Source organism: Nocardioides okcheonensis (assembly GCF_020991065.1).
GTDB lineage: Bacteria > Actinomycetota > Actinomycetes > Propionibacteriales > Nocardioidaceae > Nocardioides > Nocardioides okcheonensis.
The window spans coordinates 2,883,267-2,909,962 of sequence record NZ_CP087710.1; the positions used below are offsets into that span (position 1 = coordinate 2,883,267).

At 73.6% G+C, this 26,696-nt stretch carries 31 protein-coding genes; 19 read left to right on the forward strand and 12 right to left on the reverse strand.

Annotated features, from left to right (window positions below):
- Positions 1–3: 3 nt before the first annotated feature.
- From LN652_RS14000 to LN652_RS14015, 4 genes are read right to left on the reverse strand one after another with little or no spacing between them, the layout of a single operon-like run.
- The gene (locus tag LN652_RS14000; RefSeq protein WP_230441233.1) at positions 4–477 is read right to left on the reverse strand and encodes a DUF2231 domain-containing protein; all 474 of its coding nucleotides are present in this window, start codon (positions 475–477) and stop codon (positions 4–6) included.
- Between the two features lie 21 nt (positions 478–498).
- Positions 499–1,233 (reverse strand): VIT1/CCC1 transporter family protein, encoded by a 735-nt coding sequence (locus LN652_RS14005; RefSeq protein WP_230441234.1) that lies wholly within the window; start codon positions 1,231–1,233, stop codon positions 499–501.
- 52 nt (positions 1,234–1,285) lie between these two features.
- Entirely contained in the window at positions 1,286–1,864 is a 579-nt protein-coding gene (thpR, locus tag LN652_RS14010; protein WP_230441235.1) for an RNA 2',3'-cyclic phosphodiesterase, read from the reverse strand.
- On the reverse strand, positions 1,861–3,006 hold the full coding sequence (locus tag LN652_RS14015) for an acyl-CoA dehydrogenase family protein (protein ID WP_230441236.1): 1,146 nt from the start codon (positions 3,004–3,006) through the stop codon (positions 1,861–1,863). The genes thpR and LN652_RS14015 overlap by 4 nt, the downstream gene beginning before the upstream one ends.
- Positions 3,007–3,121: 115 nt before the next feature.
- Between LN652_RS14015 and LN652_RS14020 the strand changes: the two genes are divergently transcribed.
- Positions 3,122–4,894 carry a sensor histidine kinase gene (locus tag LN652_RS14020; RefSeq protein ID WP_230441237.1) on the forward strand — a complete coding sequence of 591 codons (1,773 nt, stop codon included), beginning with the start codon at positions 3,122–3,124 and terminating at the stop codon, positions 4,892–4,894.
- A 70-nt stretch (positions 4,895–4,964) separates the two neighbouring features.
- Positions 4,965–6,749: a sensor histidine kinase gene (locus LN652_RS21930; RefSeq protein ID WP_268932178.1), complete on the forward strand. Its 1,785-nt coding sequence runs from the start codon at positions 4,965–4,967 to the stop codon at positions 6,747–6,749.
- A gap of 15 nt (positions 6,750–6,764) precedes the next feature.
- Here LN652_RS21930 and LN652_RS14035 read toward each other — a convergent pair whose 3' ends face one another.
- The 3 genes from LN652_RS14035 to LN652_RS14045 form a co-directional block, all read right to left on the reverse strand.
- On the reverse strand, positions 6,765–7,469 hold the full coding sequence (locus LN652_RS14035; RefSeq protein ID WP_230441238.1) for an NAD-dependent deacylase: 705 nt from the start codon (positions 7,467–7,469) through the stop codon (positions 6,765–6,767).
- Positions 7,466–8,626 carry a sterol desaturase family protein gene (locus LN652_RS14040; protein WP_230441239.1) on the reverse strand — a complete coding sequence of 387 codons (1,161 nt, stop codon included), beginning with the start codon at positions 8,624–8,626 and terminating at the stop codon, positions 7,466–7,468. Before LN652_RS14040 ends, LN652_RS14035 begins: the two co-directional genes overlap by 4 nt.
- A gap of 102 nt (positions 8,627–8,728) precedes the next feature.
- Positions 8,729–9,673 carry a 1,4-dihydroxy-2-naphthoyl-CoA synthase gene (locus LN652_RS14045; protein ID WP_230441240.1) on the reverse strand — a complete coding sequence of 315 codons (945 nt, stop codon included), beginning with the start codon at positions 9,671–9,673 and terminating at the stop codon, positions 8,729–8,731.
- Between the two features lie 198 nt (positions 9,674–9,871).
- Between LN652_RS14045 and LN652_RS14050 the strand changes: the two genes are divergently transcribed.
- Complete coding sequence (locus tag LN652_RS14050; protein ID WP_230441241.1) at positions 9,872–10,312, forward strand: nitroreductase family deazaflavin-dependent oxidoreductase; 441 nt, start codon at positions 9,872–9,874, stop codon at positions 10,310–10,312.
- A gap of 62 nt (positions 10,313–10,374) precedes the next feature.
- On the forward strand, positions 10,375–11,034 hold the full coding sequence (locus tag LN652_RS14055; protein WP_230441242.1) for a response regulator: 660 nt from the start codon (positions 10,375–10,377) through the stop codon (positions 11,032–11,034).
- 22 nt (positions 11,035–11,056) lie between these two features.
- On the opposite strand, the gene csrA is transcribed toward LN652_RS14055, so the two are convergent.
- The 5 genes from csrA to flgN are packed head-to-tail and all read right to left on the reverse strand — an operon-like array spanning position 11,057 to position 14,587.
- A complete protein-coding gene (gene csrA, locus LN652_RS14060; RefSeq protein ID WP_230441243.1) occupies positions 11,057–11,299 on the reverse strand; it encodes a carbon storage regulator CsrA in 243 nt (80 codons plus the stop codon).
- 34 nt (positions 11,300–11,333) lie between these two features.
- Positions 11,334–11,762, reverse strand: coding sequence for a flagellar assembly protein FliW (fliW, locus tag LN652_RS14065; RefSeq protein WP_230441244.1), 429 nt, complete (start codon positions 11,760–11,762; stop codon positions 11,334–11,336).
- On the reverse strand, positions 11,759–12,655 hold the full coding sequence (flgL, locus tag LN652_RS14070; RefSeq protein WP_230441245.1) for a flagellar hook-associated protein FlgL: 897 nt from the start codon (positions 12,653–12,655) through the stop codon (positions 11,759–11,761). The genes fliW and flgL overlap by 4 nt, the downstream gene beginning before the upstream one ends.
- Positions 12,655–14,055: a flagellar hook-associated protein FlgK gene (gene flgK / locus LN652_RS14075; protein WP_230441246.1), complete on the reverse strand. Its 1,401-nt coding sequence runs from the start codon at positions 14,053–14,055 to the stop codon at positions 12,655–12,657. Before flgK ends, flgL begins: the two co-directional genes overlap by 1 nt.
- A gap of 1 nt (position 14,056) precedes the next feature.
- Entirely contained in the window at positions 14,057–14,587 is a 531-nt protein-coding gene (gene flgN / locus LN652_RS14080) for a flagellar export chaperone FlgN (protein WP_230441247.1), read from the reverse strand.
- A 212-nt stretch (positions 14,588–14,799) separates the two neighbouring features.
- On the opposite strand from flgN, the gene LN652_RS14085 reads away from it, so the two are divergent.
- The 15 genes from LN652_RS14085 (at position 14,800) to LN652_RS14160 (ending at position 26,563) form a co-directional block, all read left to right on the forward strand.
- Positions 14,800–15,678 (forward strand): sigma-70 family RNA polymerase sigma factor, encoded by an 879-nt coding sequence (locus LN652_RS14085; RefSeq protein WP_268932179.1) that lies wholly within the window; start codon positions 14,800–14,802, stop codon positions 15,676–15,678.
- A 156-nt stretch (positions 15,679–15,834) separates the two neighbouring features.
- Entirely contained in the window at positions 15,835–16,632 is a 798-nt protein-coding gene (locus LN652_RS14090; RefSeq protein ID WP_230441248.1) for a flagellin N-terminal helical domain-containing protein, read from the forward strand.
- Between the two features lie 97 nt (positions 16,633–16,729).
- A complete protein-coding gene (gene fliD, locus LN652_RS14095) occupies positions 16,730–18,058 on the forward strand; it encodes a flagellar filament capping protein FliD (protein ID WP_230441249.1) in 1,329 nt (442 codons plus the stop codon).
- A gap of 10 nt (positions 18,059–18,068) precedes the next feature.
- Positions 18,069–18,470 (forward strand): flagellar export chaperone FliS, encoded by a 402-nt coding sequence (gene fliS, locus LN652_RS14100; RefSeq protein WP_230441250.1) that lies wholly within the window; start codon positions 18,069–18,071, stop codon positions 18,468–18,470.
- A complete protein-coding gene (locus LN652_RS21935; RefSeq protein WP_268932180.1) occupies positions 18,467–18,802 on the forward strand; it encodes a hypothetical protein in 336 nt (111 codons plus the stop codon). The genes fliS and LN652_RS21935 overlap by 4 nt, the downstream gene beginning before the upstream one ends.
- A 190-nt stretch (positions 18,803–18,992) precedes the next feature.
- A complete protein-coding gene (locus tag LN652_RS14110) occupies positions 18,993–19,352 on the forward strand; it encodes a flagellar basal body rod protein FlgB (protein WP_230441251.1) in 360 nt (119 codons plus the stop codon).
- A complete protein-coding gene (locus tag LN652_RS14115) occupies positions 19,352–19,744 on the forward strand; it encodes a flagellar basal body rod protein FlgC (RefSeq protein WP_230441252.1) in 393 nt (130 codons plus the stop codon). Before LN652_RS14110 ends, LN652_RS14115 begins: the two co-directional genes overlap by 1 nt.
- Positions 19,744–20,061, forward strand: coding sequence for a flagellar hook-basal body complex protein FliE (locus LN652_RS14120; protein WP_230441253.1), 318 nt, complete (start codon positions 19,744–19,746; stop codon positions 20,059–20,061). Before LN652_RS14115 ends, LN652_RS14120 begins: the two co-directional genes overlap by 1 nt.
- Positions 20,058–21,650 carry a flagellar basal-body MS-ring/collar protein FliF gene (gene fliF, locus LN652_RS14125; protein ID WP_230441254.1) on the forward strand — a complete coding sequence of 531 codons (1,593 nt, stop codon included), beginning with the start codon at positions 20,058–20,060 and terminating at the stop codon, positions 21,648–21,650. The genes LN652_RS14120 and fliF overlap by 4 nt, the downstream gene beginning before the upstream one ends.
- Positions 21,650–22,660, forward strand: coding sequence for a flagellar motor switch protein FliG (fliG, locus tag LN652_RS14130; protein WP_230441255.1), 1,011 nt, complete (start codon positions 21,650–21,652; stop codon positions 22,658–22,660). The genes fliF and fliG overlap by 1 nt, the downstream gene beginning before the upstream one ends.
- The gene (locus tag LN652_RS14135) at positions 22,644–23,225 is read left to right on the forward strand and encodes a FliH/SctL family protein (RefSeq protein WP_230441256.1); all 582 of its coding nucleotides are present in this window, start codon (positions 22,644–22,646) and stop codon (positions 23,223–23,225) included. Before fliG ends, LN652_RS14135 begins: the two co-directional genes overlap by 17 nt.
- Positions 23,222–24,523 carry a FliI/YscN family ATPase gene (locus LN652_RS14140; RefSeq protein ID WP_230441257.1) on the forward strand — a complete coding sequence of 434 codons (1,302 nt, stop codon included), beginning with the start codon at positions 23,222–23,224 and terminating at the stop codon, positions 24,521–24,523. The genes LN652_RS14135 and LN652_RS14140 overlap by 4 nt, the downstream gene beginning before the upstream one ends.
- Positions 24,523–24,987, forward strand: coding sequence for a hypothetical protein (locus tag LN652_RS14145; RefSeq protein WP_230441258.1), 465 nt, complete (start codon positions 24,523–24,525; stop codon positions 24,985–24,987). The genes LN652_RS14140 and LN652_RS14145 overlap by 1 nt, the downstream gene beginning before the upstream one ends.
- Positions 24,984–25,961, forward strand: a complete 978-nt coding sequence (locus LN652_RS21940; RefSeq protein WP_268932182.1) for a transglycosylase SLT domain-containing protein — start codon at positions 24,984–24,986, stop codon at positions 25,959–25,961. The genes LN652_RS14145 and LN652_RS21940 overlap by 4 nt, the downstream gene beginning before the upstream one ends.
- Positions 25,958–26,563 (forward strand): hypothetical protein, encoded by a 606-nt coding sequence (locus tag LN652_RS14160; protein ID WP_230441259.1) that lies wholly within the window; start codon positions 25,958–25,960, stop codon positions 26,561–26,563. Before LN652_RS21940 ends, LN652_RS14160 begins: the two co-directional genes overlap by 4 nt.
- Positions 26,564–26,696: the final 133 nt, after the last annotated feature.

The following is a 26,696-nucleotide window of genomic DNA, read 5'->3' on the forward strand; positions in this document are numbered from 1 at the left end:
GCCTCAGTCGTCGCCGCCGCTCGGCGTGGTGTTGGCGACGATGTCCTTCCACACCGACGACGCGCCGGAGTGGCCGGCGTTGAAGACCGCGAAGACCGCGAAGGCGACCGCCGCGAGGGCGACGACCGTGCCCACGGCCGAGGTCGAGGCGTCCCGGCCGGCGCGCGCGAGCAGGAAGATCACGACGACCGCCGCACCGAGGAGGACGTACATCGAGATCGCGGCGAGGTCGCCCTTCTCCGCGTGGTCGAAGGCCGGGTCGCCGACCCGCTCCTCGAGGGCCTCGCCGCTCTGGGTCGCCACGAACGCCGAGGCGGCCGCGACGGCCGACAGCAGCAGGGTCGGCCAGCGCAGGCCCGTGCGCCAGGTCGGGCGCAGCGCGTAGGCGAGCAGCATGAGGGCGGCGAGCGGCCCGAGCACCACGACCGCGTGGACGACGAGTGCGTGGACGGGCAGGCCTGCGATGGTGTCGAACATCCGAGCTCCTCCGTGGGTGGTCTACCCGAGGCTAGTGCCTGCGAGCATGCCGATGACGTACGTGACACCCATCGCGAGCAGGCCGCCCGCGACGTTGCGGAGCACCGCCGGCATCCGCGGGCTCAGGCCGATGCGCGCGCTGACGAACCCGGTGAGGGCGAGCGCGGCGGCCACGCTGAGCACGGTGAGGAGGATCCGCAGGCTGTCGGGGACGAACGCGACGATCAGCAGCGGCAGCAGCGCGCCGACGGTGAACGCCACCATCGAGGCGCCCGCGGCGTGCCAGGGGTTCGTGAGGTTGTCGGGGTCGATGCCGAACTCGATGTCGGCGTGCGCCCGCAGCGCGTCGTGCTCGGTGAGCTCGCGCGCCACCTTCTCCGCGGTGGCGGGCGTGAGGCCCTTCTCGACGTACATCTTCGCCAGCTCGCGCTCCTCGGTCTCCGGCATCTGCCGCAGCTCCGTGGCCTCGAGGGCGAGGATCGACTTCTCCGAGTCGCGCTGGGTGCTCACCGAGACGTACTCGCCGGCGCCCATGCTCAGCGCGCCGGCCGTGAGGGCGGCGATGCCCGCGATCACGATCGCACCGCTGTCGTCGGTGGCGCCGGCGACGCCCATGACCACGCCGGCGGTCGACACGATGCCGTCGTTGGCGCCGAGGACCGCGGCGCGCAGCCAGTTCAGCCGCGTGCCGACGTGGTCGCCGAGCTCGTCGTGGAAGTGCTGGGGCTCCTCGTCCGTACCGATCTCCAGGCTCACCCGCCCATCGTCGCCCGCACGGCCGGGCGCCGCAACGAAGGTGAGGCTGTGCTCAGCCCCGCCCCGGGCCGAGGGCGTACGTGCCGAGGACCTCGTGGCGCGGGCGCCCGCGCGGTCCCTCGCCGAGGTGGGAGGCCACCAGCGCGACCTCGCCGACGACCCACTCCGGTCCGCGGTAGGCGTCGAGCAGCCGCACCCAGGACGTGACGTTGGCCGGCCGACCCAGCCGCCCGACGGTGAGGTGCGGGCGGAACCGCTGGCCGTCGACGCGCGCGCCCGCGCGGGTCAGGGCGGCCCGGCACCCCGCCGACAGCGACGACAGCGCGTCGAGGTCCTGCCCGCCCGCGTCGACCCGGGTCACCAGCACGCGCGCCCGGTCGGGGTCCGGGAAGGCGCCACCCCCGGCCAGCGCGAGCCGGAACGGTCTGCGTCGCGCGACGCACCGCCCGACCTCCTCGTCGACGGCGTCGAGGTCGCGGTCGGCCGCGTCGGCGGCGAAGGCGAGCGTGAGGTGCCACTGGCCGGGGTCGGTCCAGCGGAAGGACGCCGCGTCCCGCCGCGGCGCGAGGTGCTCCTCGAGGTGCTCCACGACCTCCGCGGGCGGGACGACCGCGACGAACAGCCGGGTCACAGGCCCAGGTCGCGCCCGATCAGCATCTTCATGATCTCGTTCGAGCCGGCCCAGATCTTGGTGACCCGGGCGTCGCGCCAGGCGCGGGCGACGCGGTACTCGTTCATGTAGCCGTAGCCGCCGTGCACCTGCACGCAGTGGTCGAGCACGTCGTTCTGGACCTGCGAGGTCCACCACTTCGCCTTCGCGGCGTCGACCGGCGTGAGCTCCTTGCGGTTGTGTGCGAGTACGCACTGGTCCACGAACGCCTGGGTGACGTCGACGCGGGTGACGAGGTCGGCGAGGAGGAACTGGGTGTTCTGGAACGCGCCGATCGGCTGGCCGAACGCCTGGCGGTCCTTGGCGTACTGCACCGTCTCCTCGAGGATCTGCTTGGCGTGGGCGAGGTTGGTGATCGCCGAGCCGAGGCGCTCCTGGGGCAGGAACTGCATCATCGAGATGAAGCCGGTGTCGAGCGGCCCGACCAGGTCGGCGCCGGAGACGCGGACGTCCTCGAAGGCGAGCTCGGCGGTGTCGGACTCGTCCTGGCCGACCTTGTCGAGCACGCGGCCCACGCTGAAGCCGTCGAGGGTGGTGTCGACGGCGAACAGCGAGATGCCCTTGGCCTTCTTCTCCGGGCTGGTGCGCGCGGCGACGAGGACGAGGTCGGCGGAGCCGCCGTTGGTGATGAAGGTCTTCGACCCGTTGATGATCCAGTCGTCGCCGTCGCGCACGGCGGTGGTCTTGAGGTTCGCCAGGTCCGAGCCGCCGCCGGGCTCGGTCATGCCGATCGCGGTGACGAGCTCGCCGGAGGCGGCGCTGGGGAGCCAGCGCGCCTTCTGCTCGTCGTCGGTGAGGTGCACGAGGTAGGGCACCGTGATGTCGGCGTGGATGCCGACGCAGCTCGGGAGGGTCATGTTGACCTTGGCGAGCTCCTCGGTGAGGACGGCGTTGAAGCGGTAGTCGCCGGCCTCGGAGCCGCCGAACGCCTCGGGGATCTCGAGGCCGAGGAAGCCCTGCTTGCCGGCCGCGATCCAGAAGTCGCGGTCGAGGCCGTGGCGCTCGGCGTACGACTCGAGGTGCGGGGTGACCTCGCGGTCCAGGAACTGCTTGACCGAGGCGCGGAAGGCCTCGTGGTCCTCGTCGTAGATGTCGCGCTTCATGCCGCTATGTTACCCACCAGTCACCTAGGTGGGCCATCTCTGCCCAAACCCGCCCGCAGGACGGCGGTGCGACGTAGCCTCGCAGGTGCTGGCGCGTGGGAGGGGGCGGAGCAGCGTGACGGAGGAACACCGGACGTGGGTCAGGCCACGCCAGCTCGCCTGGGGCAACGAGTCCCAGCGGGCCGTGCTGCACGCCATCGCCGAGGACATCGCCAAGCGCACCCACCACAAGGTGGTCGCGCTGGAGGTGCTGCGCGCCGACGGCTACCTCGAGTTCGTCGCGATCGCCGGCGACGAGGACGCCCGCTCCAAGCTGCTGGGCCAGGCCTCGCCGCTCGCGCTCGAGCACATCGTCACCCTGGGCCAGGAGATGCACGGCTGGCGCCACATCCCCGGCGAGCGGATCGACGACACCCTGCGGGCCTGGCTCGACCAGTACGGCCACAAGCCCGACGTCCCGGCCTCCGACCTGCCGGACGGGTGGGACCCCGACGACCAGATGGTCCGGCTGCTCGAGGACGCCGACGGCGAGCTGCGCGGCCTGCTCTACCTCGACGAACCGCTGTCGGGGCTGCGACCCACGCCCGAGGTCGCCGCTGCGGTCAACGCCGCCGCCGGGGTCCTGTTCGAGGCGATCATCAGCATCGTCGAGCGCGAGCTCTACGGCGAGCAGGTCCGGATGGTCAACCAGGCCCGCGCGGCGATGCAGGCGACCCCGCCCGGCACCGCCCTCGCGGACTTCCTCGCGGCGATGACCGCCGCGATGGCCGAGCGGATGAACGTCGACAGCGCCGACGTGGTGCTGAAGGGCGACTCCCTGCCCGGGCTGACGCCCGACCTGGCGCGCCTCGAGGACGCGATGACCGCGGTGTGGCGCCGACGGGGCCACCTGGTCGTGGAGCGCGAGCAGACCTGGGGGTCCCGGGAGGTGCCGATCCCCACCCCGAGCGGCCTGGTGGAGGAGATGGAGCACCGCGGGCTCGCCTCCTGGCTGCTGGTGCCGATCGGGATGGGCGAGGACTTCCTCGGCACGCTCGGCCTGGGCCGCTCGGCCGCCGGGCCGCGCTGGACCGACTCGGAGGTCAACGCCGCGTCGGTGGTGGCGGCCGACCTCGCCGGCATGGTGCTCGACGCCCGGATCGTCGAGCGCGAGCGCGAGCTCAACGCCGAGCTCCGCCAGCTCAGCGACTACCGCCGCGACATGGTGATGACGCTCGCCCACGAGCTGCGCAACCCGGTCATGGTGCTCTGGACCAACCTCGAGATGATCCAGGAGGACGGTGCGCCCGACCACCTCGAGGGCCCGCTCGGTGCGCTCGACCGGGCGACCCGCAGGATCGAGGACATGGTCGAGGACATGATGGCGCTCGGCCGGGTCGCCGAGGGCCACCAGGTCGAGCGCGAGCCCGTCGACCTGTCCGCCGTCGTCCGCGACGTCGGCGAGTTCCTCGCCCCGATGGGCGCCCCGGAGGGCGTCGAGCTGGAGCTCGACGTCGCCGACGGCCTCGTCGTCGAGGGCGAGGCCGCGGGCCTGCAGCGGCTCGTCACCAACCTCGTGTCCAACGCCTTCAAGTACACCCCGACGCGGGGCCGCGTCACGCTCGGGCTGCGGCCCGAGCGGCGCGACGGGACCGACGGCGTACGCCTCACGTGCGCCGACACGGGGATCGGGATCGCCGAGGACGAGGCCGCCCGGGTGTTCGCGCCGTTCTTCCGCTCGAGCAGCCCGTCGGCACGCCAGCGCCCCGGCACCGGCCTCGGCCTGGCGGTCGTCGAGCAGGTCGTGCGGCTGCACGGCGGGCAGGTCGAGCTGGCGTCGGTGCTGGGGGAGGGCACCACGTTCACCGTCTGGATCCCCCTCCGTGCGGGGGAGCCGCGCGAACCTTGACCGTCGCGCCCCTTCCTGTGGTTGGCACCCGCGCTTACGATCGCCCCTGGCGACGGAGGGACGGAGCGCCATGGACCAGGTGCGCGCAGGTGAGCGACGCACGCGCGACCTCAGCTGGGGCGACGGGCGTGCGCGCGCGCTGATGCATGCCCTCGCCCGGGACGCGGCCACCCGCGCCGGCTTCGAGGTGTGCGCGATCGAGGTGGTCCGGCCGCAGGGCCTGCTGGAGTTCGTGGCCATCCACGGCGACACGGTCCACGCGGAGGAACGGCTCGGCACCGCGTCCGGACTCGCCGAGATGGAGCTCGCCCTCGCCGACGGCGACACCATCGGCCACTTCGTCTGGATCCCGGAGGAGCGCTTCTCCGACGAGGCGCTGGAGCGCCTCGACGGGCTGGTGGTCGTGCCCGACCTGCCGGACACCGACCACCCCGACGCGTGGCGGGCGATGGACATGCTCGTCGCCCGGGTCACCGACGAGCGCGGCGACCTGCGAGGCCTGCTCTACCTCGACGTCCCGCTCGACCTGCGCCGGCCCGACAAGCAGCGCCTCTTCGAGATCTCCGAGGCGCTGTCGATGACCCTGCGCTCGATCGTCACGGCGATCGAGCGCGAGGAGTACGCCGACCACATGCGGGTCATCCGCGCCACGCGCCGCCTCGCCCGGTCCAACCCGGCCCGCCACGACGTCGGCCACCTCGTGCGCGAGGCGCGCAGCACCCTGCTCGGCGCGCTGTCGGTCGACGAGCTCGAGATCCGCCTGTTCATCGACGACACCCAGAGCCCCGACAGCCTCCGCCTCGACATGGCGCCCGACGTGCGCCGCGCGCTCGACCGCGCGGCCGCCCGGGCGTGGGCGGCCCAGCACGTGATCATCATCGAGCCCGACCAGGTGTGGGGCGACACGGAGCTCGCGACGGCCTGTGCCGACTGGTTCACCGGGGCGCTGCGCGAGGCCGGCTTCCAGGCCGTGGTGGTCGCGCCGGTCGGCGTCGACGACGAGGTGCTCGGCATGCTGATCGCCGCCCGGCGCACCGGGGCGCGCCGGTGGACCGATGGCGAGGGGGTCGCGGCCCTGGAGCTCGGCCACGACCTCGGCCGCGCGATCGCCAACGCCCACGCGACCCAGCGCGAGCGTCGCCTGCTCGCCGAGCTGCGCGACCTCGAGGAGACCCGCCGCAAGTTCCTGCGGGTCGTCACCCACGAGATCAACAACCCGATGACGGTGATCGCCGCCAACGCCGAGTTCCTCACGGGCAGCGAGTTCGTCGACGAGCGCGACCGGCGCCGCGCGCGGGCGATCGTGCGCGGTGCCGAGCGGCTCGCCGGGCTGCTCGAGGGCCTCGCCCTGCTGTCCCGGGTCAGCGACCCGGAGCACCCGCCGGCCCGGATGCGCGTCGACCTGCGCCAGGTCGTCCAGGACGCGGCGTCGTCGATGGCCGCGGTCGCCGAGCAGGCGGGGATCACCCTCAACCCGGCGCCGCCCGGCGAGCCGGCGCTCGTCCTCGGCGACCCGCGGGAGGTCACCGGTGCGGTGGCCAACCTCGTCGACAACGCCGTGAAGTACTCCGACGAGGGCGACGAGGTGTGGCTGTCGGTCGAGGTCGACGACGAGCGCGTCGTCTTCACCTGCCGCGACGAGGGCATCGGCATCTCGGAGGCGGACCGGGCGGTCATCTTCACCCCGATGTTCCGCTCGACCAACGACGCCGCCCTGCGCCGCCCCGGCACCGGGCTCGGGCTGGGCATCGTGCGCGAGATCATGCAGCGCCACGACGGGACGGTCGAGGTGGAGTCGGAGCTCGGCCGCGGCACGGCCGTACGCCTCTCCTTCCCCCGTCCGTCGACGAGCTGACGCCGGGGCGGTCGGTCAGCCCCGCGGGCCGGCCGAGCCGAGGAGCTCGTCGACCCAGGCCGGCACCAGCTCGCTCGCCGGCCCCCGGCGCGACTCCGCGAACGCGGTGGCGCCCGCGCTGGGCTCGAGGTTGAGCTCGAGCGTGGTGCCCCGCGCCCAGGTCACGAACGCGGCGGCCGGGTAGACCACCCCGGACGTCCCGATCGACACGAACAGCTCGCACGCGTCGAGGGCGTCCTCGACGAGGTCCATGCCGTAGGGGATCTCGCCGAACCAGACGATGTCCGGGCGCAGCTCCGGCGCCGCGCAGGCGGGGCACGGCGGTCGGTCCTCGAGCGCGCCCTGCCAGGGGTGGCGCTCGTCGCACGCGGTGCACCACGCGGAGTGCAGGCTGCCGTGGAGGTGGTGGACGCGGCGCGAGCCGGCCCGCTCGTGGAGGTCGTCGACGTTCTGGGTCACCACGAGCACGTCGTCGCCGAGCGCGTCCTCGAGCCGCGCAAGGGCGTGGTGCGCCGGGTTCGGCTCGACCCGCGACAGCGCCGCACGGCGGTCGTCGTAGAACCGCTGGACCAGCGCGGGGTCCTCGGCGTAGGCCTCGGGGGTCGCGACCTGCATCGGGTCGTGGCCCTCCCAGAGCCCGTCGGAGTCGCGGAAGGTCGCGAGCCCGCTCTCGGCGGAGATCCCCGCGCCGGTGAGCACGACGACCCGCGGGCCGCTCACGCCACACCCGCCGTCGCGCGTCGCGCGTAGGCCCAGCCCGGGCGGCGCAGGAGGAACGACCACCGGTCGTGCCACGTGTCGGCCGCGGCGACGTCGACGGCGATGTCGGCCCACTCGTGGGTGGCGATGCGCGCCGGGCTGTAGGAGTCGAGGTTGGTCGTCAGGCCGTAGACCACCGGCTCGTCCTCCTCCTCGAAGGTGCCGAAGAGGCGGTCCCAGAGGATGAGGATGCTGCCGTGGTTGCGGTCGAGGTAGTCGCGGTTGGAGCCGTGGTGCACCCGGTGGTGCGAGGGTGTGTTGAAGACCTTCTCCACCCAGCCGAGCCGGCGGATCGCCTCGGTGTGGATCCAGAACTGGTAGATCAGGTTGATGCCGCGGGCCTGCTCGATGAGTGCCGGGCGGACCCCGAGCAGGGCGAGCAGGCCGTACGGCACGGTCAGCGTGACGCCCTCGGCGACCGGCTGGCGCAGCGCGGTGGACAGGTTGTAGCGCTCGCTGGAGTGGTGCACCACGTGCACCGCCCACAGCCAGCGGCTCTCGTGGCTGAACCGGTGGTTCCAGTAGTAGACGAAGTCCCAGCCCAGGATCGCCGCCGCGGCCGCCCACGGGCCGGTCCCGAGGTCGAGCGGGGACCGCGCGAAGAGCCGCTTGCCCGCGGTGAGCGCGGCCCAGGTCGTCGAGGTGACGAGCGCGGTGGAGGCGACCGCGCTCACCGCGAGCGCGCCGTGCGTGCGGCGCAGGGCCGGAGGCGTGCGGTCGCCGCGCGGGACCGCCGGCCCCTGGCGGATCCCGGCCAGCTCGTCCTGCACCTCGCGGACGTCGGCCGGCACGGTCTGCGGGTCGGGCAGCGAGCCGTCGCGCAGGCGACGGCGCACCACGTCGCCGACCGTGGTGAGCGCGGCCGTCGCCGCGCCGATCGCCAGCAGGGTCCGCCCGTGGCGCCCCACCCCGGGCGTGACCGGGTCCAGCAGCCTCCGCGCGACGTAGGGCGCGGCCAGGCTGCCGATGCCCATCGACAGGCTGGCCACGGTGTCGGCCAGCTGGTAGTCGCCCGCCCGGGTGCCGGGCTCGACCGGGTGCGTGCGCTGCCAGGCGTACTCCGCGCCCATCGCCGCGACGAACGCGGGGATGGCGGCGACGGTCAGGTCGATCTTCACGCGGCCATGGTGCCCGATCGGGTCGACCCCGGCTACGGCTGGAGCCGGCCGAGCAGGGCCAGGACCCCCACGACCGCGCCCGCGACGGGAGGCTTCATCGGCTCAGTAGTACCAGGGGAAGGGCGACCAGTCCGGGTCGCGCTTCTCGAGGAACTGGTCGCGACCCTCCTGCGCCTCGTCGGTCATGTAGGCCAGGCGGGTGGCCTCACCGGCGAACAGCTGCTGGCCGACGAGCCCGTCGTCGAGGAGGTTGAAGGAGTACTTCAGCATCCGCTGGGCGGTGGGGGACTTGCCGTTGATCTTCCGGCCCCAGTCGAGGGCGACCTTCTCCAGGTCGGCGTGCTCGACGACGCGGTTGACGGCGCCCATCCGGTGCATGGTCTCGGCGTCGTACTCGTCGGCGAGGAAGAAGATCTCGCGGGCGAACTTCTGGCCGACCTGGCGGGCGAGGTAGGCCGAGCCGTAGCCGCCGTCGAAGGACCCGACGTCGGCGTCGGTCTGCTTGAAGCGGGCGTGCTCGCGGCTGGCGAGGGTCAGGTCGGCGACGACGTGCAGGCTGTGCCCGCCGCCGGCCGCCCAGCCCGGGACGACGCAGATGACGACCTTCGGCATGAAGCGGATCAGGCGCTGGCACTCCAGGATGTGCAGCCGCGCGAGCCGCGCCCGGTCGATCGGGCTCGGCTCCTCCGCGCCGGTGTCGGCGGCGCCCGCGCTGACGTCCTCGTACTGGTAGCCCGCGCGGCCGCGGATGCGCTGGTCGCCGCCCGTGCAGAACGCCCACTTGCCGTTCTTCGCGCTCGGCCCGTTGCCGGTCAGGATCACGCAGCCGACGTCGGCGGAGGTGCGCGCGTGCTCGAGGGTGAGCAGCAGCTCGTCGACCGTGTGCGGGCGGAACGCGTTGAGCACGTCGGGCCGGTCGAACGCGATCCGGACGGTGCCGTGCGCGCGCGCCCGGTGGTAGGTCAGGTCGGTCAGGCCCTCGAAGCCCGGGACGACGTCCCAGTCCTCCGGGTCGAAGATCTCGCTGACACCCTCGATAGCACTCATGCGGCGAGGCTATCGGGGCCCGTCGCGACTCCCGCCGGGGTGTAGTCCAGTGAGGGATGGTCGCCACGTGCCGGTACTCCAGTGAGGGATGGTCGAGCTCGCGGCCCGGCGGCAGCCAATCCTCACTGGACTACCGCGGCGCGGCGGGGCGCGCCCCGGGGCTGGAAGAACCGCGCCGGCAGTGGTGTTGTGGCGGGCATGGCACTGACTGGAACCTATGTCCCGAGCACGTCCGAGTGGGTCCGCGACCAGGTGGAGGCGTACGAGGCCTCCGACGGCGCGGAGGCCGGCACCCTGCCCGGCACGAGCTACCCGATCGTAGTCGTCACGTCCGTCGGCGCGAAGTCCGGCAACCTGCGCAAGAACCCGGTGATGAAGGTCGAGCGCGACGGCGCCTACCTCGCGGTGGCGTCCAAGGGCGGCGCCCCGGAGAACCCGGAGTGGTACCACAACTTCCTCGCCCACCCCGAGGTCGAGCTGCAGGACGGGGCGGAGAAGCACGTCTACGCCACGCGGGTCCTCGAGGGCGCCGAGCGCGAGGACTGGTGGCAGCACGCGGTCGCCACCTGGCCGACCTACGCCGACTACCAGGTCAAGACGGACCGCGAGATCCCGCTCTTCCTGCTCGAACGCGCCTGATCGAGCGACGTGGGGCCCGTGGGGCCCTAGGCTGGTGTCCTCGGGACTCAGGGGAGGTCCAGATGAGCAGTACATCCGCGATCCGCGTCTACCTGTTGGACGACCACGCCGTCGTGCGGCGCGGGCTGCGCACCGTGCTCGAGCTCGAGGACGACATCGAGGTCGTCGGCGAGGCCGGGACCGTCGCCGAGGGCGTCCCGCAGATCCTCGAGCTGGCCCCCGACGTCGCGGTCCTCGACGGCCGGTTGCCCGACGGCCACGGCATCGAGGTGTGCCGCCAGGTCCGCTCGGCCGACCCGGACATCAAGGCGCTGATCCTCACCAGCTACGACGACGACGAGGCGCTGTTCAACGCGATCCTCGCCGGCGCCGGCGGCTACGTCCTCAAGCAGGTCGACGAGAGCGCACTGGTGAGCGGCATCCGTGCGGTCCACCAGGGGCAGTCGCTGATCGACCCGGCGGTCGCGGTGCGGGTCATCGAGCGGATGCGCTCACGGGAGACGGCCGCCCCGGCCGGCCTGTCGGCGCTGACCGACCTCGAGTCGGAGATCCTCGACCTGATCACCGAGGGGCTCACCAACCGCCAGATCGGCGAGCGGCTCTACCTCGCCGAGAAGACGGTGAAGAACCACGTCACCGGCCTGCTCGCCAAGCTCGGCGTGCAGCGACGCACGCAGGCGGCGGTCATCGCGTCGCAGCGCGGCCGCGGCCCCCAGGCCTGAGCCGACGTCGCGGACGGGGCGCTCAGGCGTCCTTGGATCGGTCGCGGATCGCGGTGAGCAGCGAGTCGACGGCGTTGTCGCTGGGCGAGGCCGCCTCCTGGTTGGACTGGGCCAGCTGCGCCAGCAGCTCCTGGCGGTGCACCGCCACCGAGCGCGGGGCGTCGATGCCGATGCGGACGACGTCGCCGCGCACCTCGAGCACCGAGACGGTCACGTTGTCGCCGATGACGACGCTCTCTCCCGCACGGCGGCTCACGACCAGCATGCGGCCACGCTACCCGAGCCGGGCGAGGTCGCGGTCACGCGATCAGCGGCGTGGCGACCGAGAGCCCCGGGTCGTCGAGCACGACCTGCAGGGCGCGGTGGGTCGAGGTGTCGAGGACGACCGGTGCGGCGAGGTTGGCGGTGGTGCTCGCGAGGGACTCACCCGCGGTGAGCACGCACAGCACGACGAGGTCGTCGACCGACGTGGACCCGAGGTCGGTGAGCACCGACTCGTCCACCTCGGGGGCGTAGTCGGGGAAGAACGGCATCGGCGGCACGACGAGGAAGCGCACGCCGGGCCGGTCGAGCGAGGTGAGGCTGCAGAGCACGCCGTCGTCGTCGACCTGCACGAGCGCGAAGCGGGCGAGGTCGGGGAATCCGGGCATCGGCTGCACGAGCTCGATCACCGGGATCTCGGGGACGTCGCTGGTGACCGTCGTCGTGGTGTCCATCGTGGCGATCATCGCAGAAAGTCCACCAGGCTCGGCTGCAGCACGCGGGCGGTGGCAGCGAGGGACGCCTGGTAGGCGACCTCCTGCATCTTGAGGTCCACCATCGTCTTGGGCAGGTCGGCGTTCTCGATCTCGGCGAGCGCGTTGGTCAGCGAGGTCTCGAGGTCCCCGGCGCGGGTCACGGCCAGGTCGACGCGGTTGGTGCGCGCACCGACCTCGGCGCGCGCCACGACGAGCCGGTCGCTGTCGGAGGTGAGCGTGGTGATCCCGGCCTTCACCGCGGTCACGTCGCCGGCACGCAGGGCCGTCGACAGCGCGGAGAGGTGGTCGAACACGTTGTCGCCGTCCGCGCCGAACGCGGCCGGGCCGGCCACCGAGACGTCGACGACCACGCCGTCGGCCACCGACCGGTTGACCGGGTTGGTGTCGCCGGTGAAGGTGACCACGCCGGCGGACTCGGTGAACGCCGCGGACCCGGCGGTCGTGCCGCCGAACACCGGCCGGCCGACGTACGTCGTGTTGGCGCCGGACACCAGGGCCGCGCGCAGCTGGTCGACCTCGGCGGCGAGGGCGTCGCGCGACTGCTGGCTCATGGCGCCGTTGACGGCCTGCTGCCCGAGCTCCCGGGCGCGCCGGACCATGTCGTTGGCCGACCCGAGGGTGGAGTCGAGCGACGCCAGCCAGCCCTGGCCGTCCTCGGCGTTGCGGGCGTACTGCTGCTGCTCGCCGAGCGAGGCGCGCAGGCGCATGGCGGTCGCCGCGTCGCCGGGGTTGTCGGAGGCCCGGTTGAGCACCCGGCCGGTGGACAGGTGCTCCTGGATGTCGGCGAGGCGCGACAGGCTGCCCTGCAGGCGGGTGAGCGACCGGTCGGTCAGCATCGACTGGGTCACGCGGTTGATGGGCATCAGCGCACCAGCCCGGTGCGGTTGATGAGCGTGTCGAGCACCGAGTCGAGGGTGGTCATCACCCTCGCCGCGGCCTCGTAGGCCCGCTGCGACTGCATCATGGTGACCATCTCCTCGTCGATGTTGACGCCCGACAGCTGGTCGCGCGCGCCGTCGACCTGGTCGGTGAGGTTCTGCTGGGTGGCGGCGAGCCGGCGCACGGAGGCGACGTCGTTGCCGAGGCCGGTGACGAACTGCTGGTAGGACGACGTCGGGCCGGCGAGCGCCGCCGCGATCGCGTTGCCGTTGCTGCCGTCGCGGTTCGGGCCACCGCCGATCGCGGACGCCGCGACCTGCGCGGGGTCGGTCACCAGCAGCACGAGCGGTCCGCCCGGCGCGCTGGGGTCGACGGCGAAGAACGGCTGGCCGGCGGCGCCGGTGCGGTCGAAGCCCGCCTGGTGCGCCGCGTTGACCGTGTCGGCCACCTGCTGCGCGACGGCCTCGAGGCCGGCCCGGAGGGCGGGGAGGGTGCCGCCGAGCAGGTCGGCGGTGCCGCCCACCTCACCGCGCAGGCCGGTCACTGCGGTCGCGGTGCCCCCGGGCGGGGTGACCGCGAGTCCGAGCGGCTGGCCGTCGGAGGTGCCGTCGGGGTTGACGCCCGAGGCCACGGACAGGGTGCCGGCCTTGCCGCCGGTGACCAGCGCGACGCCGCCGACGGTGACGTCGAGGCCGCCCTGGCCGTTCTCGACGGCGGTGCCGCCGGTGAGCTCGGCGAGCCGCAGCGCCATCTGGTCGCGGGAGTCGAGCAGGCTCGAGGTGTCGTTGCCGGCCAGCCGGGCGGCGGTGATCGCCTCGTTGGCGGCGGCCAGGTCGTGGGCCAGGGTGTTGGTCTCGCCGACGTCGGCGAGCAGGGAGGCCCGCTGGTCGCCCTCCTCGGCCTCGATGTTGCGACGCTGCCCGGCGACCGCGTCGACGAGGGTCCGCGAGGTGGCGATCACCTGGGTCCGCGTGGCGGCCGAGTCGGGGTTGTTGGCGAGGTCCTGCCAGGCCCGGCGGACGTCGGCCAGCGCGCTGGACACGCCCTCGCCCGCCGGCTCGCCGAGGGAGGACTCGACCCGGGCGAGCGCGGCCGCGCGGGTGTCGAGGAAGGACTGGGTGCCGTGCTCGCGCCGCGCGCGCGAGTCGAGCAGCGGGTCGACGAGGCGGTCGACCGAGCCGACCCGTACGCCGTCGCCGTGGCCGTCGAACCGGCTCCACATGGCGGGCTGGGCGGGGGCACCGACGGCCTCGCCGACGACGCGACGACGGGCGTAGCCGTCGGTGGCGACGTTGGCGATGTTGCCGCTGGCGACCTCCATCACCGCCTGGTGGTAGCGCAGCGCGCTCGCCGTGGCGTTGATCGAGCCGAAGGTGCCCGCCACCTCAGAGGCTCCGGTCCACGAGCCGGTTGCGCGAGCCGTCGGCCGTGGCGGTGCCGTCGGCGGCGTACCCGTCGACCGACTCGCCGAGGCTGAGCAGGGTCTCGCGCGCCGAGCGGTAGCCGGCGGAGATGAGGTGCTTGTTGGAGTCGGCCAGCGTGGCGATCTCCGCGGTCAGCGTCACGAACGCCTCGCGGTGCTCGGTGAGGATCGTGGTCCACGGGTCGCCGGCGGCCTCGGCGAGGGCGGCCAGGCTCGGGTTGGCGCTCATCCCGGCCACGGACGCGGCGTCGTCGGCGGCGACGGCGCGCAGCACCTCGGTCTCCCGGATGGTGCCGAGCAGGGCGTCGATGTCGCGGGTCGCGTGGGCCAGCCAGCGGCTGCGGCCGCTCGCCAGGACGAGCTGCTCGACCTCGAGGCGGTAGTGCAGCTCGGAGAGCAGCTCGCGCTCGCGCCACAGCACGAGCGACAGGCGCTCCATCGTGGCGGTCGCGGATCCGCCCGCAACGAGGCGGGCCTGGTCGGTCAGGTTCACGCCCGTCCCATCGGTCGTCGTGGAGGCGACCTGAGGACTTCCTCCGGGTTTTGACGGGGACGTGCCATGTGTGCACGAACCGTGCAGGTGGGGCGTGCATAGTCCGAACGGGCCATGCCCTTGTAGGACGTCGGTCCCCGTTCTGTTACTCCTTTGACCCCTTCCTCCTCGAATCGGTAACAGAGGTGCTCGGACTCGACAAGGGTCGACCCGTGACCTCCCCCGCCGCTTCCCCCGCCCCGATGGCCGCCGTCTCCCTCCCCGTGGCGACGCCCGGCCAGGACGACCTGGTGACCCAGCACATCCCGCTCGTGGGCCACCTGGTCCGCGAGGTGCTGTCCCGGGTCCCCGCCCACGTCGACCGTGACGACCTCACCTCCGCGGGCCTCACCGCGCTGGTGCAGGCGGCGCGCGGCTTCGACGCCGAGCGGGGCGTGCCGTTCGCCCGCTACGCCGCGACCCGTGTCCGGGGCGCGCTGCTGGACGAGCTGCGGGGGGTCGACTGGGCGACCAGGTCGGTCCGCCGGACCGCCCGCAGCCTCGACGAGACCCGGATGCGCCTGACCCACGCCATGGGTCGGGTCCCGACCGACGCCGAGCTCGCCTCCGCGCACGGCATCCCGGTGGAGGAGGTGCTGGCCAACCGCGAGGACCTGGCCCGCGCCCAGGTGATGTCGCTGGAGGCCGGCGACGAGCACGGGTCCTACGCCGCCTCGACGCCGTCGGCCACCCCGACGCCGGAGCAGGCGCTGGTGCACGGCGAGCTGCTCACCTACCTCTCCGAGGCCGTGGCCGAGCTCCCCGAGCGGCTGCGCCGCGTGGTGCAGGGCTACTTCCTGGAGGAGCGGCCGATGGCCGAGCTCGCCGCCGAGCTCGGGGTGACCGAGTCGCGGATCTCCCAGCTGCGCGCCGAGGCGATGGTGCTGCTGCGCGACGGCCTGAACTCCCAGCTGGCCCCGGAGCTGGTGCCCGCGCACGAGCGGCCGGACGGTGTCGCCGCGCGCCGCCGCGAGGCGTACTTCGCCGCGGTCGCCGACCGTCACGCCGCCGTCGCGCGCACCTACGTGCCGCGGGTCGCGACCAGCGCCTGAGCCATGTCCCGGCGCGAGGACGACGAGGCTGCGAAGCGCGTCGAAAGAATCTCCCTCGAAACCCTCAGGTGGGACCCGGGCCCGCCGAACAGGACCTCGACGGAGTCCACGGACGGACTCCAGCTCGTGACTCAGAAACCACGGAAGGAATCCATCATGGGTCTTCGCATCAACCAGAACATCGACGCCGCCAACTCGTACCGCAACCTGTCGGTCACGCAGGGCCAGATGTCCAAGTCGCTCGAGAAGCTGTCGTCCGGCTTCCGGATCAACCGCGCCGCCGACGACGCGGCCGGCCTCGCCATCTCCGAGGGCCTGCGCTCGCAGGTCGGCGGCCTCAAGGTCGGCGCCCGCAACGCCCAGGACGGCGTCAGCCTCGTGCAGACCGCTGAAGGTGCGCTCACCGAGGTCCACTCCATGCTGCAGCGCATGAACGACCTCTCGGTGCAGTACAACAACGGCACCCAGAACACCGAGTCGCAGGCCGCCCTGCAGTCGGAGTTCGACGCGCTGAACACCGAGATCACCCGCATCAAGGACAACACGAAGTTCAACGGCACCGACCTGTTCGGCGGCGCCGCCCTGACCTTCCAGGTGGGCTACGACAGCGCCGACACGATCGACGTCTCGGCCACCGCCCTCGCCGACTTCACCGCCGGCACCGCGATGGGCGCGATCGACATCACCGACAGCAACACCCTGCAGGACGCCATCACCGAGGTCTCCACCCAGCGCGCCGACCTCGGTGCCACGCAGAACCGGTTCGAGCACACGATCAACAACGTGAACGTGGCGATCGAGAACCTGTCGGCGTCGGAGTCGCGGATCCGCGACACCGACATGGCGCAGGAGATGATGGGCTTCACCCGCTCGCAGATCCTCTCCCAGGCCGGCACGGCCATGCTGGCGCAGGCCAACCAGGCCTCGCAGGGCGTCCTCTCCCTGCTCCGCTGACGGCGGGACTGACGGGACAGCGCGACCGCGGTAGCCGGGCCGGTCTCACGACCGGCCCGGCCACCGGGTCCCCGGGATCGAAGGACGGAGGACGACCATGAGCGGAGCGAGCGTCAGCGGACTGGGCAGCGGCCTGGACACCGCGTCGATCATCGACCAGTTCATGCAGCTCGAGGCGGCGTCGCAGACGCGCCTGAAGTCGCGCCAGACGTCGGAGAAGTCCATCGTCTCGATCCTCCAGGGGATCAACACCAAGCTCGCCGCGCTCGCCACCAAGGCGACCGACCTCGGCAAGCCCGCCGCCTGGAACCCGGTGACGGCGACCAGCTCGGACGCCAAGGTCTCCGTCTCGGCCGTCACGACGGCCGGCCCCGGGTCGTTCTCGATCCGGGTCGACCAGACCGCCGCGACCCACCGCCTCGAGCTCGCCTCGACGGTCGGCCGCACCGCGGCCGGCACCGTGCCGACCTCGGTCCGGCTGGACCGGCTCGACGGCTCGGCTCCGCTCGACCTCACCACCGACGGCACGCTCGCCGGCCTGGTCACCGCGCTCAACGACCCGGCCAACGCGACCGGTGTCCGGGCGACCGCGGTGAAGGTCGGCACCGACCAGTACCGGCTGGTGGTGGAGTCCTCGGCCACGGGGGCCGAGGAAGACTTCACCCTCACCGCCACGGACGGCTCCGCCCTGCTGGGCGGGGCCACGGTCCGCGCCGGCCGCGACGCCCAGGTCACGGTCGGGGACACGATCACTGCCACGTCCTCGTCCAACACCTTCTCGGACCTGGTGCCAGGGGTCACCGTCACGCTCGCGGCCGGCGCCACGGCCGGCACCACCTCCGAGGTGGTGCTGGCCCGGGACCAGGCGGCGGCCTCGACGGCCCTCAAGGGGCTGGTCGACGCGGTCAACTCCGTGCTCGCCGACATCGACACCCAGAGCAAGGCCAGCGGCACCGGCACCCGGGGCCCCCTGGCGGGTGACGGCAACGTGCGCGCCGTGCGCGACCAGCTGCTCGCGAGCGTGTTCCCCGGCGACGGCACCAGCCTCGCCGACCTCGGCATCCAGACCGACCGCTACGGCAAGCTGGTGCTCGACGAGGCCGCGTTCAAGAAGGCCTACGACGCGGACCCGACCGCCGTGCAGACCCGGCTCACCGCGCCCGGCACCGGCTTCGTGGCCCGCCTCGGCGAGGCCGCGAAGGCCGCCAGCGACCGGGTCGACGGCACCCTCACCACCGCCATCACCGGCCGCAACGACTCGATCTCCCGCCTCGGTGACGACATCGCCGACTGGGACATCCGCCTCGAGCTGCGACGTACGACGCTCACCCGGCAGTTCACCGCGATGGAGACGGCGCTCAACCAGATGAACAGCCAGTCCACGTGGCTGGCCGGACAGCTCTCCTCCCTCACGACCTCGGGATAAGGACACCCCCATGGCCTACGCCTCCGCCTACTCCGGCGCCGCCTCCTCCGCCTCCTACCTGCAGGCGTCGGTCGAGACTGCCAGCCCCGCCCGGCTGCTGGTCATGCTCTACGACCGCCTCGCCCTGGACTGCCAGCGCGCGATCGCCGCGCAGGAGTCCGGCGACCACCTCGTGGCCCACGAGCAGCTGCTGCACGCCCAGGCGATCGTCGCCGAGCTGCAGTCCTCGCTGCGCCCGGAGGTCTGGGAGGGCGGTCCCGCGCTCAACAGCCTCTACGCCCACCTGATGGTGCAGCTGGTGAAGGCCAACGTCGAGCGCGACGTCGAGCGCACCCGCCACTGCCTCGGCCTGGTCGACGGCCTCGGTGACGCGTGGCGCCGTGCCGCGCTCGACACCGCGAGGACGGCATGATCGGCCGGGTCCCCGGCGACGACCTCGCCGACCTGGTCCGCTCGTGGCAGGACGCCCTCGAGGCCCTCGAGCACGACGTCCAGGTCGCCGAGCGGATGCTCACCGGTCCCCTCGACGCCGATGCCGCCACGTCCGCCGGCGCCGGCGCCTGGCTCCCGCCGCAGCCCCGCGGCCCGATCCCGGACGCCCTCGTGGCCCGGGCGCGTGACCTGCTCCGCCGCCAGGCCGTCGTCCGCGAGGGGCTGACCCGGGCGATCGAGCAGACCCGCGTGGGTCTCGCCCAGCTGCGGCCCGCCGACCGCGCCCCGGCCTACGTGGACATCTCCGCCTGAGGGGACCACCCGGGTGGTGCCGGCATGGCCCGTTCGGGTGGTGCCGCCTGGGCCATCGGGACCGTTCTGGGGTCCGAGGCCCACCAACTCCTCATCTGCGGCCCCGCCGGGCCGATGCAGCACGTGAGCAAGGAGTGCTCACCCCCCCGCGCCGATGGACCGGCCGACCTTCTCCAGCAGGAGGACACCCGTGTCCATCGGCATGCCCGACGCCGTCTCCTCGGTGCTCGCCACGGCCCTCGACGGCCTCGCGACCCGGCAGAACGTGATCGCCGACAACATCGCGAACGTCGACACCCCGGGCTTCCGCGCCCGCGCGGTCGACTTCGAGTCCTCGCTCTCCGCTGCGCTGCAGCGCGGTGAGATGCCGGCCGGCGGGGTCACCCCCACCGCCACCCCGACCGACGCCCCCGTGGGGCTCGACGGCAACAACGTCGACCTGCGCAAGGAGTCGCTGGCGGCGATGCAGACGCAGTTCCAGTACCAGATGGTCACCCGTGCGGTGTCCGACCGGTTCGCGATGATCACCACCGCGGCGGGCTCGTTCTGATGGGCGCCTTCGACATGCTGCGCATCGCCAACAGCAGCCTGGGCATGCACCAGACCTGGCTCGACGCGCTGGCCCACAACATCGCCAACGCCAACACGGTCACGGCCACCGACCAGGACGCCTTCCAGGAGCAGCTGGTCGTCGCGAGGGCCCTGCCCGAGGGCGGTGTCGAGGTCTCCGGCATCGAGGCCGGCGACCCCGCCGGGATCATGGCGTACGCCCCCGACCACCCGCTGGCCGACGCCGACGGCTACGTCCGCACGCCCGCCATGGACATGTCCGTGCAGATGACCTCGCTCGTGCAGGCCCAGCGCGGCTTCCAGGCCTCCGTCCAGGTGACCAAGACCGCGCAGGACACCTACGCGGCAGCCCTCCAGATCGGACAGCGCTGATGAGCATCGGTGGCATCGAGTCGATCGGGTTCACCCCGCTCGCCGCACCCGCGGTCGCGGCGCCGGCCCCGGCCGCGCCGTCCGCCACGTCGGGCAAGGACTTCGGGAGCATGGTCCTCGACGGGATCCAGCGCCTCGAGGGCCTGCAGGACAACGCCGACTCGCTCGCCGTCCGCGCGGCGTCCGGCACCCTGCCCAACATCCACGACTACACGCTGGCCGCCAGTGAGGCCGAGGTGGCCACCAAGCTCACCGTCGCCGTGCGCAACAAGGCCATCGAGTCCTTCACCGAGATCATGAGGATGCAGGTCGGATGAGGACCGGGATCACGCAGGCGCTGGACCGCTACCGGCGCAGCTTCGCGCTGTTCAGCCCCGGGCAGAAGGTCGTCGCGATCGTCGGCACCGGTGCCCTGCTGCTGGCGGCGTTCATGGTCTTCCGCTGGGCCTCGGCGCCGTCCTACGCGCCGCTGTTCAGCAACCTCTCGCCCGAGGACGCCTCGGCGGTCGTCGAGAAGCTCAACGCCGACGGCGTGAAGTACGAGATCGGCGGCGGTGGCGGGACCATCTCCGTTCCCCAGGACCAGGTCTACGCCCAGCGGATCGCGCTCAGCGGGGAGGGCATCCCCTCCAGCAGCGGCAGCGACGGCGGCTACTCGATCCTCGACGGCCAGGACATCTCCACCTCGCAGTTCAAGGAGCAGACCGACTTCAAGCGGGCGATGGAGGGTGAGCTCGCCACGACGATCGAGGCCATCGACGGCGTCGACACCGCCGTGGTGCACCTCGCGCTCCCGCCCAAGCAGGTCTTCGCCGAGGAGCAGGACCCCGCGACCGCCTCCGTGCTGGTCGACACCCGGGCCGGCACCCAGCTCACCGAGGACCAGGTCCAGGCGGTCGTGCACCTCGTGGCCTCCAGCATCGAGGGGCTCGACCCCGCCAAGGTGACCGTCGCCGACTCGTCCGGCCGCGTGCTCTCCGACGGCAGCGCGAGCGGAGCGGGTGGCGCCACCACCCAGAGCCGCCAGCAGCAGGACTACCAGGACCAGCTCTCGGCCAAGGCGCAGGCGATGCTCGACCGGGTCTTCGGCCCCGGCAACTCCTCGGTGCAGGTCACCGCGGTGCTCGACTTCGACAAGAAGGTCACCGAGACCACGACCTACGGCAAGGACGAGAAGGTCCCCGTGCTGTCGGAGTCGGTGCAGAGCGAGACCTACAACGGCACCGGCGCCCCGGGCGGCGCCAGCGGCGTCGTCGGCCCGAACACCGGGCTCGAGACCGGCACGACCACCGGCGACGGCACCTACGACAACTCCTCGACCGTGCGCGAGAACGGCATCGACAAGGTCGTCGAGCAGGCCGAGACCGCGCCCGGCTCGATCAAGAACCTGCACGCCGCCGTGGTCATCGACACCAACTCGAAGGTCGCGGTCGACCCCGCCCAGATCAACGACCTGGTGTCGTCCGCCATCGGCCTCGACACCGGCCGCGGCGACACCATCGAGACGTCGTCGGTCCCCTTCGACACCTCCGTCGCCGACGCCGACGCCGCCGCGCTGAAGGCGGCGAAGGCCGCCGAGGCGAAGGACGCCCGCAACGCCATGATCCGCAACGGCGCCCTCGGTGGCGTGGTCCTGCTGCTCGTCGGCCTGGCCTGGCGCCGCTCGCGCAAGCACGCCAAGGCCCGCGACGAGGCGACGTCGTACGTCGTGGAGCAGCTGCGCCAGGAGCAGGCCGCCCGCGCCGCGCTGGCCTCGCAGTCCGCCCACTCCGAGGCCCAGACCGCGCTCGCGCTGGCCGCCGTGGAGCCGGCCGACGAGATGCGTGAGGAGCTCATGGCGCTCGTGGAGCGCCAGCCCGACGAGGTCGCCTCGCTGCTGCGCGGCTGGCTGGTGGAGCGTCCCTGATGCCCGTCATGACGAACACCGGTGCCCGCAAGGCGGCCATCGTCCTGGTCCGGCTCGGCAAGGAGCGCGCCGCCGAGGTGCTCTCCCACATGAGCGAGGAGGAGGTCGAGGCGGTCTCCGCCGAGATCGCCGCCCTCGCCGCCGTCGAGCCCCACGAGGCGCAGTCGGTGATGGGGGAGTTCTCCAGCCTGCTCGCCGCGCGCCAGCACCTGCTCCAGGGCGGCATCGACCTGGCCCGCGACCTGCTGCGCCGCTCGCTCGGCGACGACAAGGCCGAGGAGGCGCTGCAGCGGCTCACCGCCCGTGCCATCCAGCTCCCCTTCCAGTTCCTCGGTCGCGCCGACCCCGGCCAGCTGCGCTCGTTCATCCGCGAGGAGCACCCGCAGGTCATCGCGCTGGTTCTCGCCCACATGACCGCGGAGAAGGCGTCCCTCGTGCTCGCCGGGCTCTCGCCCGACCTGCAGGCCGAGGTCGCGCACCGGATCGCGGTCATGGACCGCGCCAACCCCGAGGGCATCCGCATCGTCGAGACGATGCTCGAGCGTCGGCTGTCGTCGGTGCTGCAGCCCAGCGACTCCTCGCACGTCGGGGGCCTCGGCCCGCTCGTCAACATCATCAACCGTGCCGACCGCTCGACCGAGCGGCAGATCGTCGAGGGGCTGGAGTCCCTCGACGCCCGCCTCGCCGAGGAGGTGCGCAGCCGGATGTTCATGTTCGAGGACGTCGTCGGGCTCTCCGACCGCGACGTGCAGCAGGTGCTGCGCCAGGTCGACGGCGCCGAGCTCGCGCTCGCGCTCAAGGGCGTCCCGGACCAGGTCCGCGACAAGATCACCCGCAACCTGTCGGAGCGCGCGGCCGAGAACGTGCTGGAGGAGATCGAGCTGCTCGGCCCGGTCCGCCTCACCCAGGTCGAGGAGGCCCAGCAGGCCGTCATCCGGATGATCCGCTCGCTCGAGGAGCGCGGCGAGATCGTGGTGCGGCGGGGAGGCGACGATGAGTTCGTCGACTGACCTCGCCCGCCCCGACGTCCTGCGGATGCCCGAGCTGCGGACCGTCGAGGCCACCCACGACTCCGCCCGCGCCCAGGGCTACGCCGTGGGCTGGGCCCAGGGCCGCCGCGACGCCGCCGAGGCGGTGCGCGTCGAGGCCGAGCAGCAGGCGGCCGCCGTCGCCGCGGCCGAGGCCCGCCGCGAGGCCGAGCACGCCGCGGCCGTCGCGGCGCTGCACGAGGCGGCCGCGCAGGCCCACCGCGCCCTGGCCGAGACCTGCCGGCGCGTGGACGACCAGGCCAGCGTGATGGCGCTGGAGCTGACCCGCGAGCTCGTCGGAGCGGTCGGCGCCGACCCCGTGCACCTGCTGGACCGGGTGATCGGGCTGCTGCCGCACCACGCGGTCGTGTCGGTCCGGCTGAACCCCGCGGTCGCCGCCGTCGCAGGCGACCTCGCCGACCACGGCATCACCGTCGTCGCCGACCCGACGCTCGCCCTCGGCGACGCCGTGGCGCACGCCGAGGACCACGTCGTCGACCTGCGGGTCGACGAGACGATGGCGCGGCTCGCGGAGGTGCTGCGATGAGCGCGCTGACGCACGACCTGCGGGTCCGCGCCCTGCAGGCCGTCGCGCCGCTGCAGCTGGGCCAGGTGGCCGAGCTGCTCGGCCTCCAGGTCCGCGTCACCGGGCTGCCGGCCGCCGTCGGCGACCTGGTCGCCGTCGAGGGGCGTACGACCGTGCTGGCCGAGGTGGCCGCCAGCGGCCCCGCCGGTCTCACCTGCCTGCCGCTCGGCGACACCACCGGCCTGCAGGTCGGCGACGTCGTGCGGCACACCGGCGGCCCGCTGCGCATCCCGGTCGGCGACGAGCTGCGCGGTCGCGTGCTGGACGGCCTCGGCCGTCCCGTCGACGGCGGAGCGCCGCTCGACCACCTGCCGCTCGTCGACGTCGGGCAGTCCGCGCCGATGGCGCTCAGCCGACCGCGCATCGAGCACCAGCTCGGCCTCGGCGTCCGCGCCCTCGACGCGCTCACCCCCTGCGGCCGCGGCCAGCGGATCGGGATCATGGCGGGCTCGGGCGTCGGCAAGTCGAGCCTGCTCTCGATGGTGGCCCGCGGCACCGAGGCGGAGGTCTCGGTCATCGCCCTGGTCGGCGAGCGCGGCCGCGAGGTGCGCGAGTTCATCGAGAACGACCTCGGTCCCGAGGGCCTCGCCCGGTCGGTCGTGGTCGTGGCCACCTCCGACGCCCCGCCGGTCGAGCGCCTGCGCGCCGCCGGCGTGGCCACCCGCATCGCCGAGCACTTCCGCGACAGCGGCAAGCACGTCGTGCTGATGATGGACAGCCTGACCCGCGTCGCGATGGCCCAGCGCGAGATCGGCCTGTCGGCGGGGGAGCCGCCCGCGACCCGCGGCTACCCGCCGAGCGTGTTCACGCTGCTCCCGCAGCTGCTCGAGCGGGCCGGGACCTCCCCCTCCGGCAGCATCACCGGTCTCTACACCGTGCTGGTGGAGGGCGACGACATGCAGGACCCGATCGGCGACACCGCCCGCTCGATCCTCGACGGCCACGTCGTGCTGTCGCGGCGCCTGGCGACGTCCGGCCACTTCCCGAGCATCGACGTCCTCGAGTCGATCTCCCGCGTCACCGGTGCGGTCACCGCCCCGGACCAGCGGGCCGACGCGACCCGGCTGCGCCGGCTGCTCGCGGCGCACCGGTCGGTGCGCGAGCTCGTCGAGATCGGGGCGTACGTCTCCGGGGCGGACGCCGACGCGGACGTCGCGCTCGCGCGGATGCCCGCCATCGACGCGTTCCTGCGCCAGGACATGGACGACAGCACGCCCGTCGCCGAGACGTGGCAGCGACTGCGGGAGCTGGTGGCCTGATGGCACGCACCCCCGACCAGGACCCGGACGCCGGCATGCGCGCCGTCGCCCGCGTGCGCGGCGTCCGCGAGCAGGACGCCCGGCTCGGCCTCGCGCACGCCGCCGCGGAGGAGCGCGCCGCCGAGCAGCGCCTCGCCGCCGCCGCGGCGCACCTCGCCGCCGCCACCGACCCCGACGCCGTCGACCCGGCCAGCTTCGCCACCGCCCGGGTGGCCGCCGCCGGCACCGCCGCGGAGGTGATCGCCCTGCGCGCCGCGCTCGAGACCGCCGTCACCTTCACCACGGCGGCACGCGAGCACTGGCAGCGCGACCGCACCCGCCTCGCCGCCGTCGAGCTGCTGCTCGAGCGTCGCGAGGAGCGCCGCCGCGAGGAGCGGGTCCGCCGCGAGCGGGTCGAGGTCGACGACCTCGTCTCCGCGCGCTGGCTCCGCGACCGGACGGCCGAGCTGGAGGCGGCCCGATGAGCATCACCGACGTCACCGCACGCATCTCCCAGATCCAGGCCCAGCTCGCCCTGCTGCCGCAGTCGTCCGGTGTGGGCTCGACCGGGTTCTCCTCGGTCCTGTCGCGCACCGCGCTCGGTGGCGCCACCGGAGCCGTCACCGGGTCCGTCACCGGCGACCAGGTCGTCGCCAAGGCCCGCGAGATGATCGGCCTGCCCTACGTCTGGGGCGGCACCGACCCCCAGCGCGGCGTCGACTGCTCGGGCCTCGTCCAGTCGGTCTACTCCTCCTTCGGCATCGAGCTGCCGCGGCTGTCCGCCGACCAGGCCCGCGCCGGCACGCCGGTGGCGAGCCTGGCCGAGGCCCGGCCCGGCGACCTGATCGCGTGGGACAACTCCGGACGCAACGTCGGCGCGGACCACATCGCGATCTACCTCGGCGACGGCATGATGATCGAGGCCCCGCGTCCCGGCGGCCACGTGCAGGTCGTCCCCGTCACGACGCCGCCGGACTACATCCGGCGTGTCCTCCCGGACCCCGCCGTCGCCCCCGTCGCGGCGGCCGCGCCCGTCACGCCCACGTCCGCCGTCGGCGGCACCGGCGGGCTGCCGGCCGGCACGCCGTACGCCGACCTCTTCGCGCGCGCCGGTGCGGCCCACCACCTCGACCCGGCGCTGCTCGCGGCCGTCGCCAGGCAGGAGTCCGGCTTCGACCCGTCGGCCGTCAGCCCGGCGGGTGCGCAGGGCCTGATGCAGCTGATGCCGGCCACCGCGAAGAGCCTCGGCGTGAGCGACCCGTTCGACCCGGCGCAGGCCGTCGAGGGCGCCGCGAAGCTCCTCGACCAGCTCCTCGTCCGCTTCGGCTCGATCGAGCTGGCCCTCGCCGCCTACAACGCGGGGCCGGGCGCGGTCGCCCGCTACGACGGCGTCCCGCCGTACGCCGAGACCCAGAACTACGTGCAGTCGATCATGTCCAGCTGGCAGGAGGCCGCATGAGCATCACGCCGATGACGACCGGACCGTCCGTCGCGCCCACCGGGCCGGCGGCCGGGGACGGCGCCGCCGCGACCGGCGACCCGGCCACCCCCGGCTCGTTCGCCGCGCTGGTCGCCGACCTGCTCGCCGGGCCGACCGACCCGGACGCCACCGGCGAGGGGAGCGACCCGACCGCGGAGGAGACCACCGACGGGTCCGGAGCCGCGGTCGCGACCGACCAGCTCGCGACGGCCGTCCCCACGGCCGTCCCGCTCTGGGCGCAGGTCGCCGCCACCGTCTCGCCGCAGACGCCGCAGGTGCCTGCGAAGCCGGCCCAGGACGCGGCCGCCGCGGCAGGCCCGGTGGAGGGCGTTGCCCACGGCCCCGTCGTCACCCGCGCCACCGCTCCGGGCGGGACCGCTCCCGCGCTCGCCGCCGCGGCGACCGGGACCGCGACGACCGGGACCACGACGACCGGGACCACGACGACCGGGAGCACGGCGCCGACCGGCGCCGACACCGCCACGGCAGCCACCACCACCGACGCGCCCGCCTCGACGAGCGGCGACACCGCCGCCGCGACGGGCGACCAGGGCGGCTCCGGGACGGCGACGGACCGGTGACCGGGCGACCGGCTCCGGCGGCCAGCCCGCCACCGCGGCCCAGGCCCCGGCGCCGACGGTCGCCGCGCCCGTCGCGCCGCTCGACCCGGGAGCCGCGACCGCGGCGTCGGCCGGCGTCGCGTCGCTCGCCCCG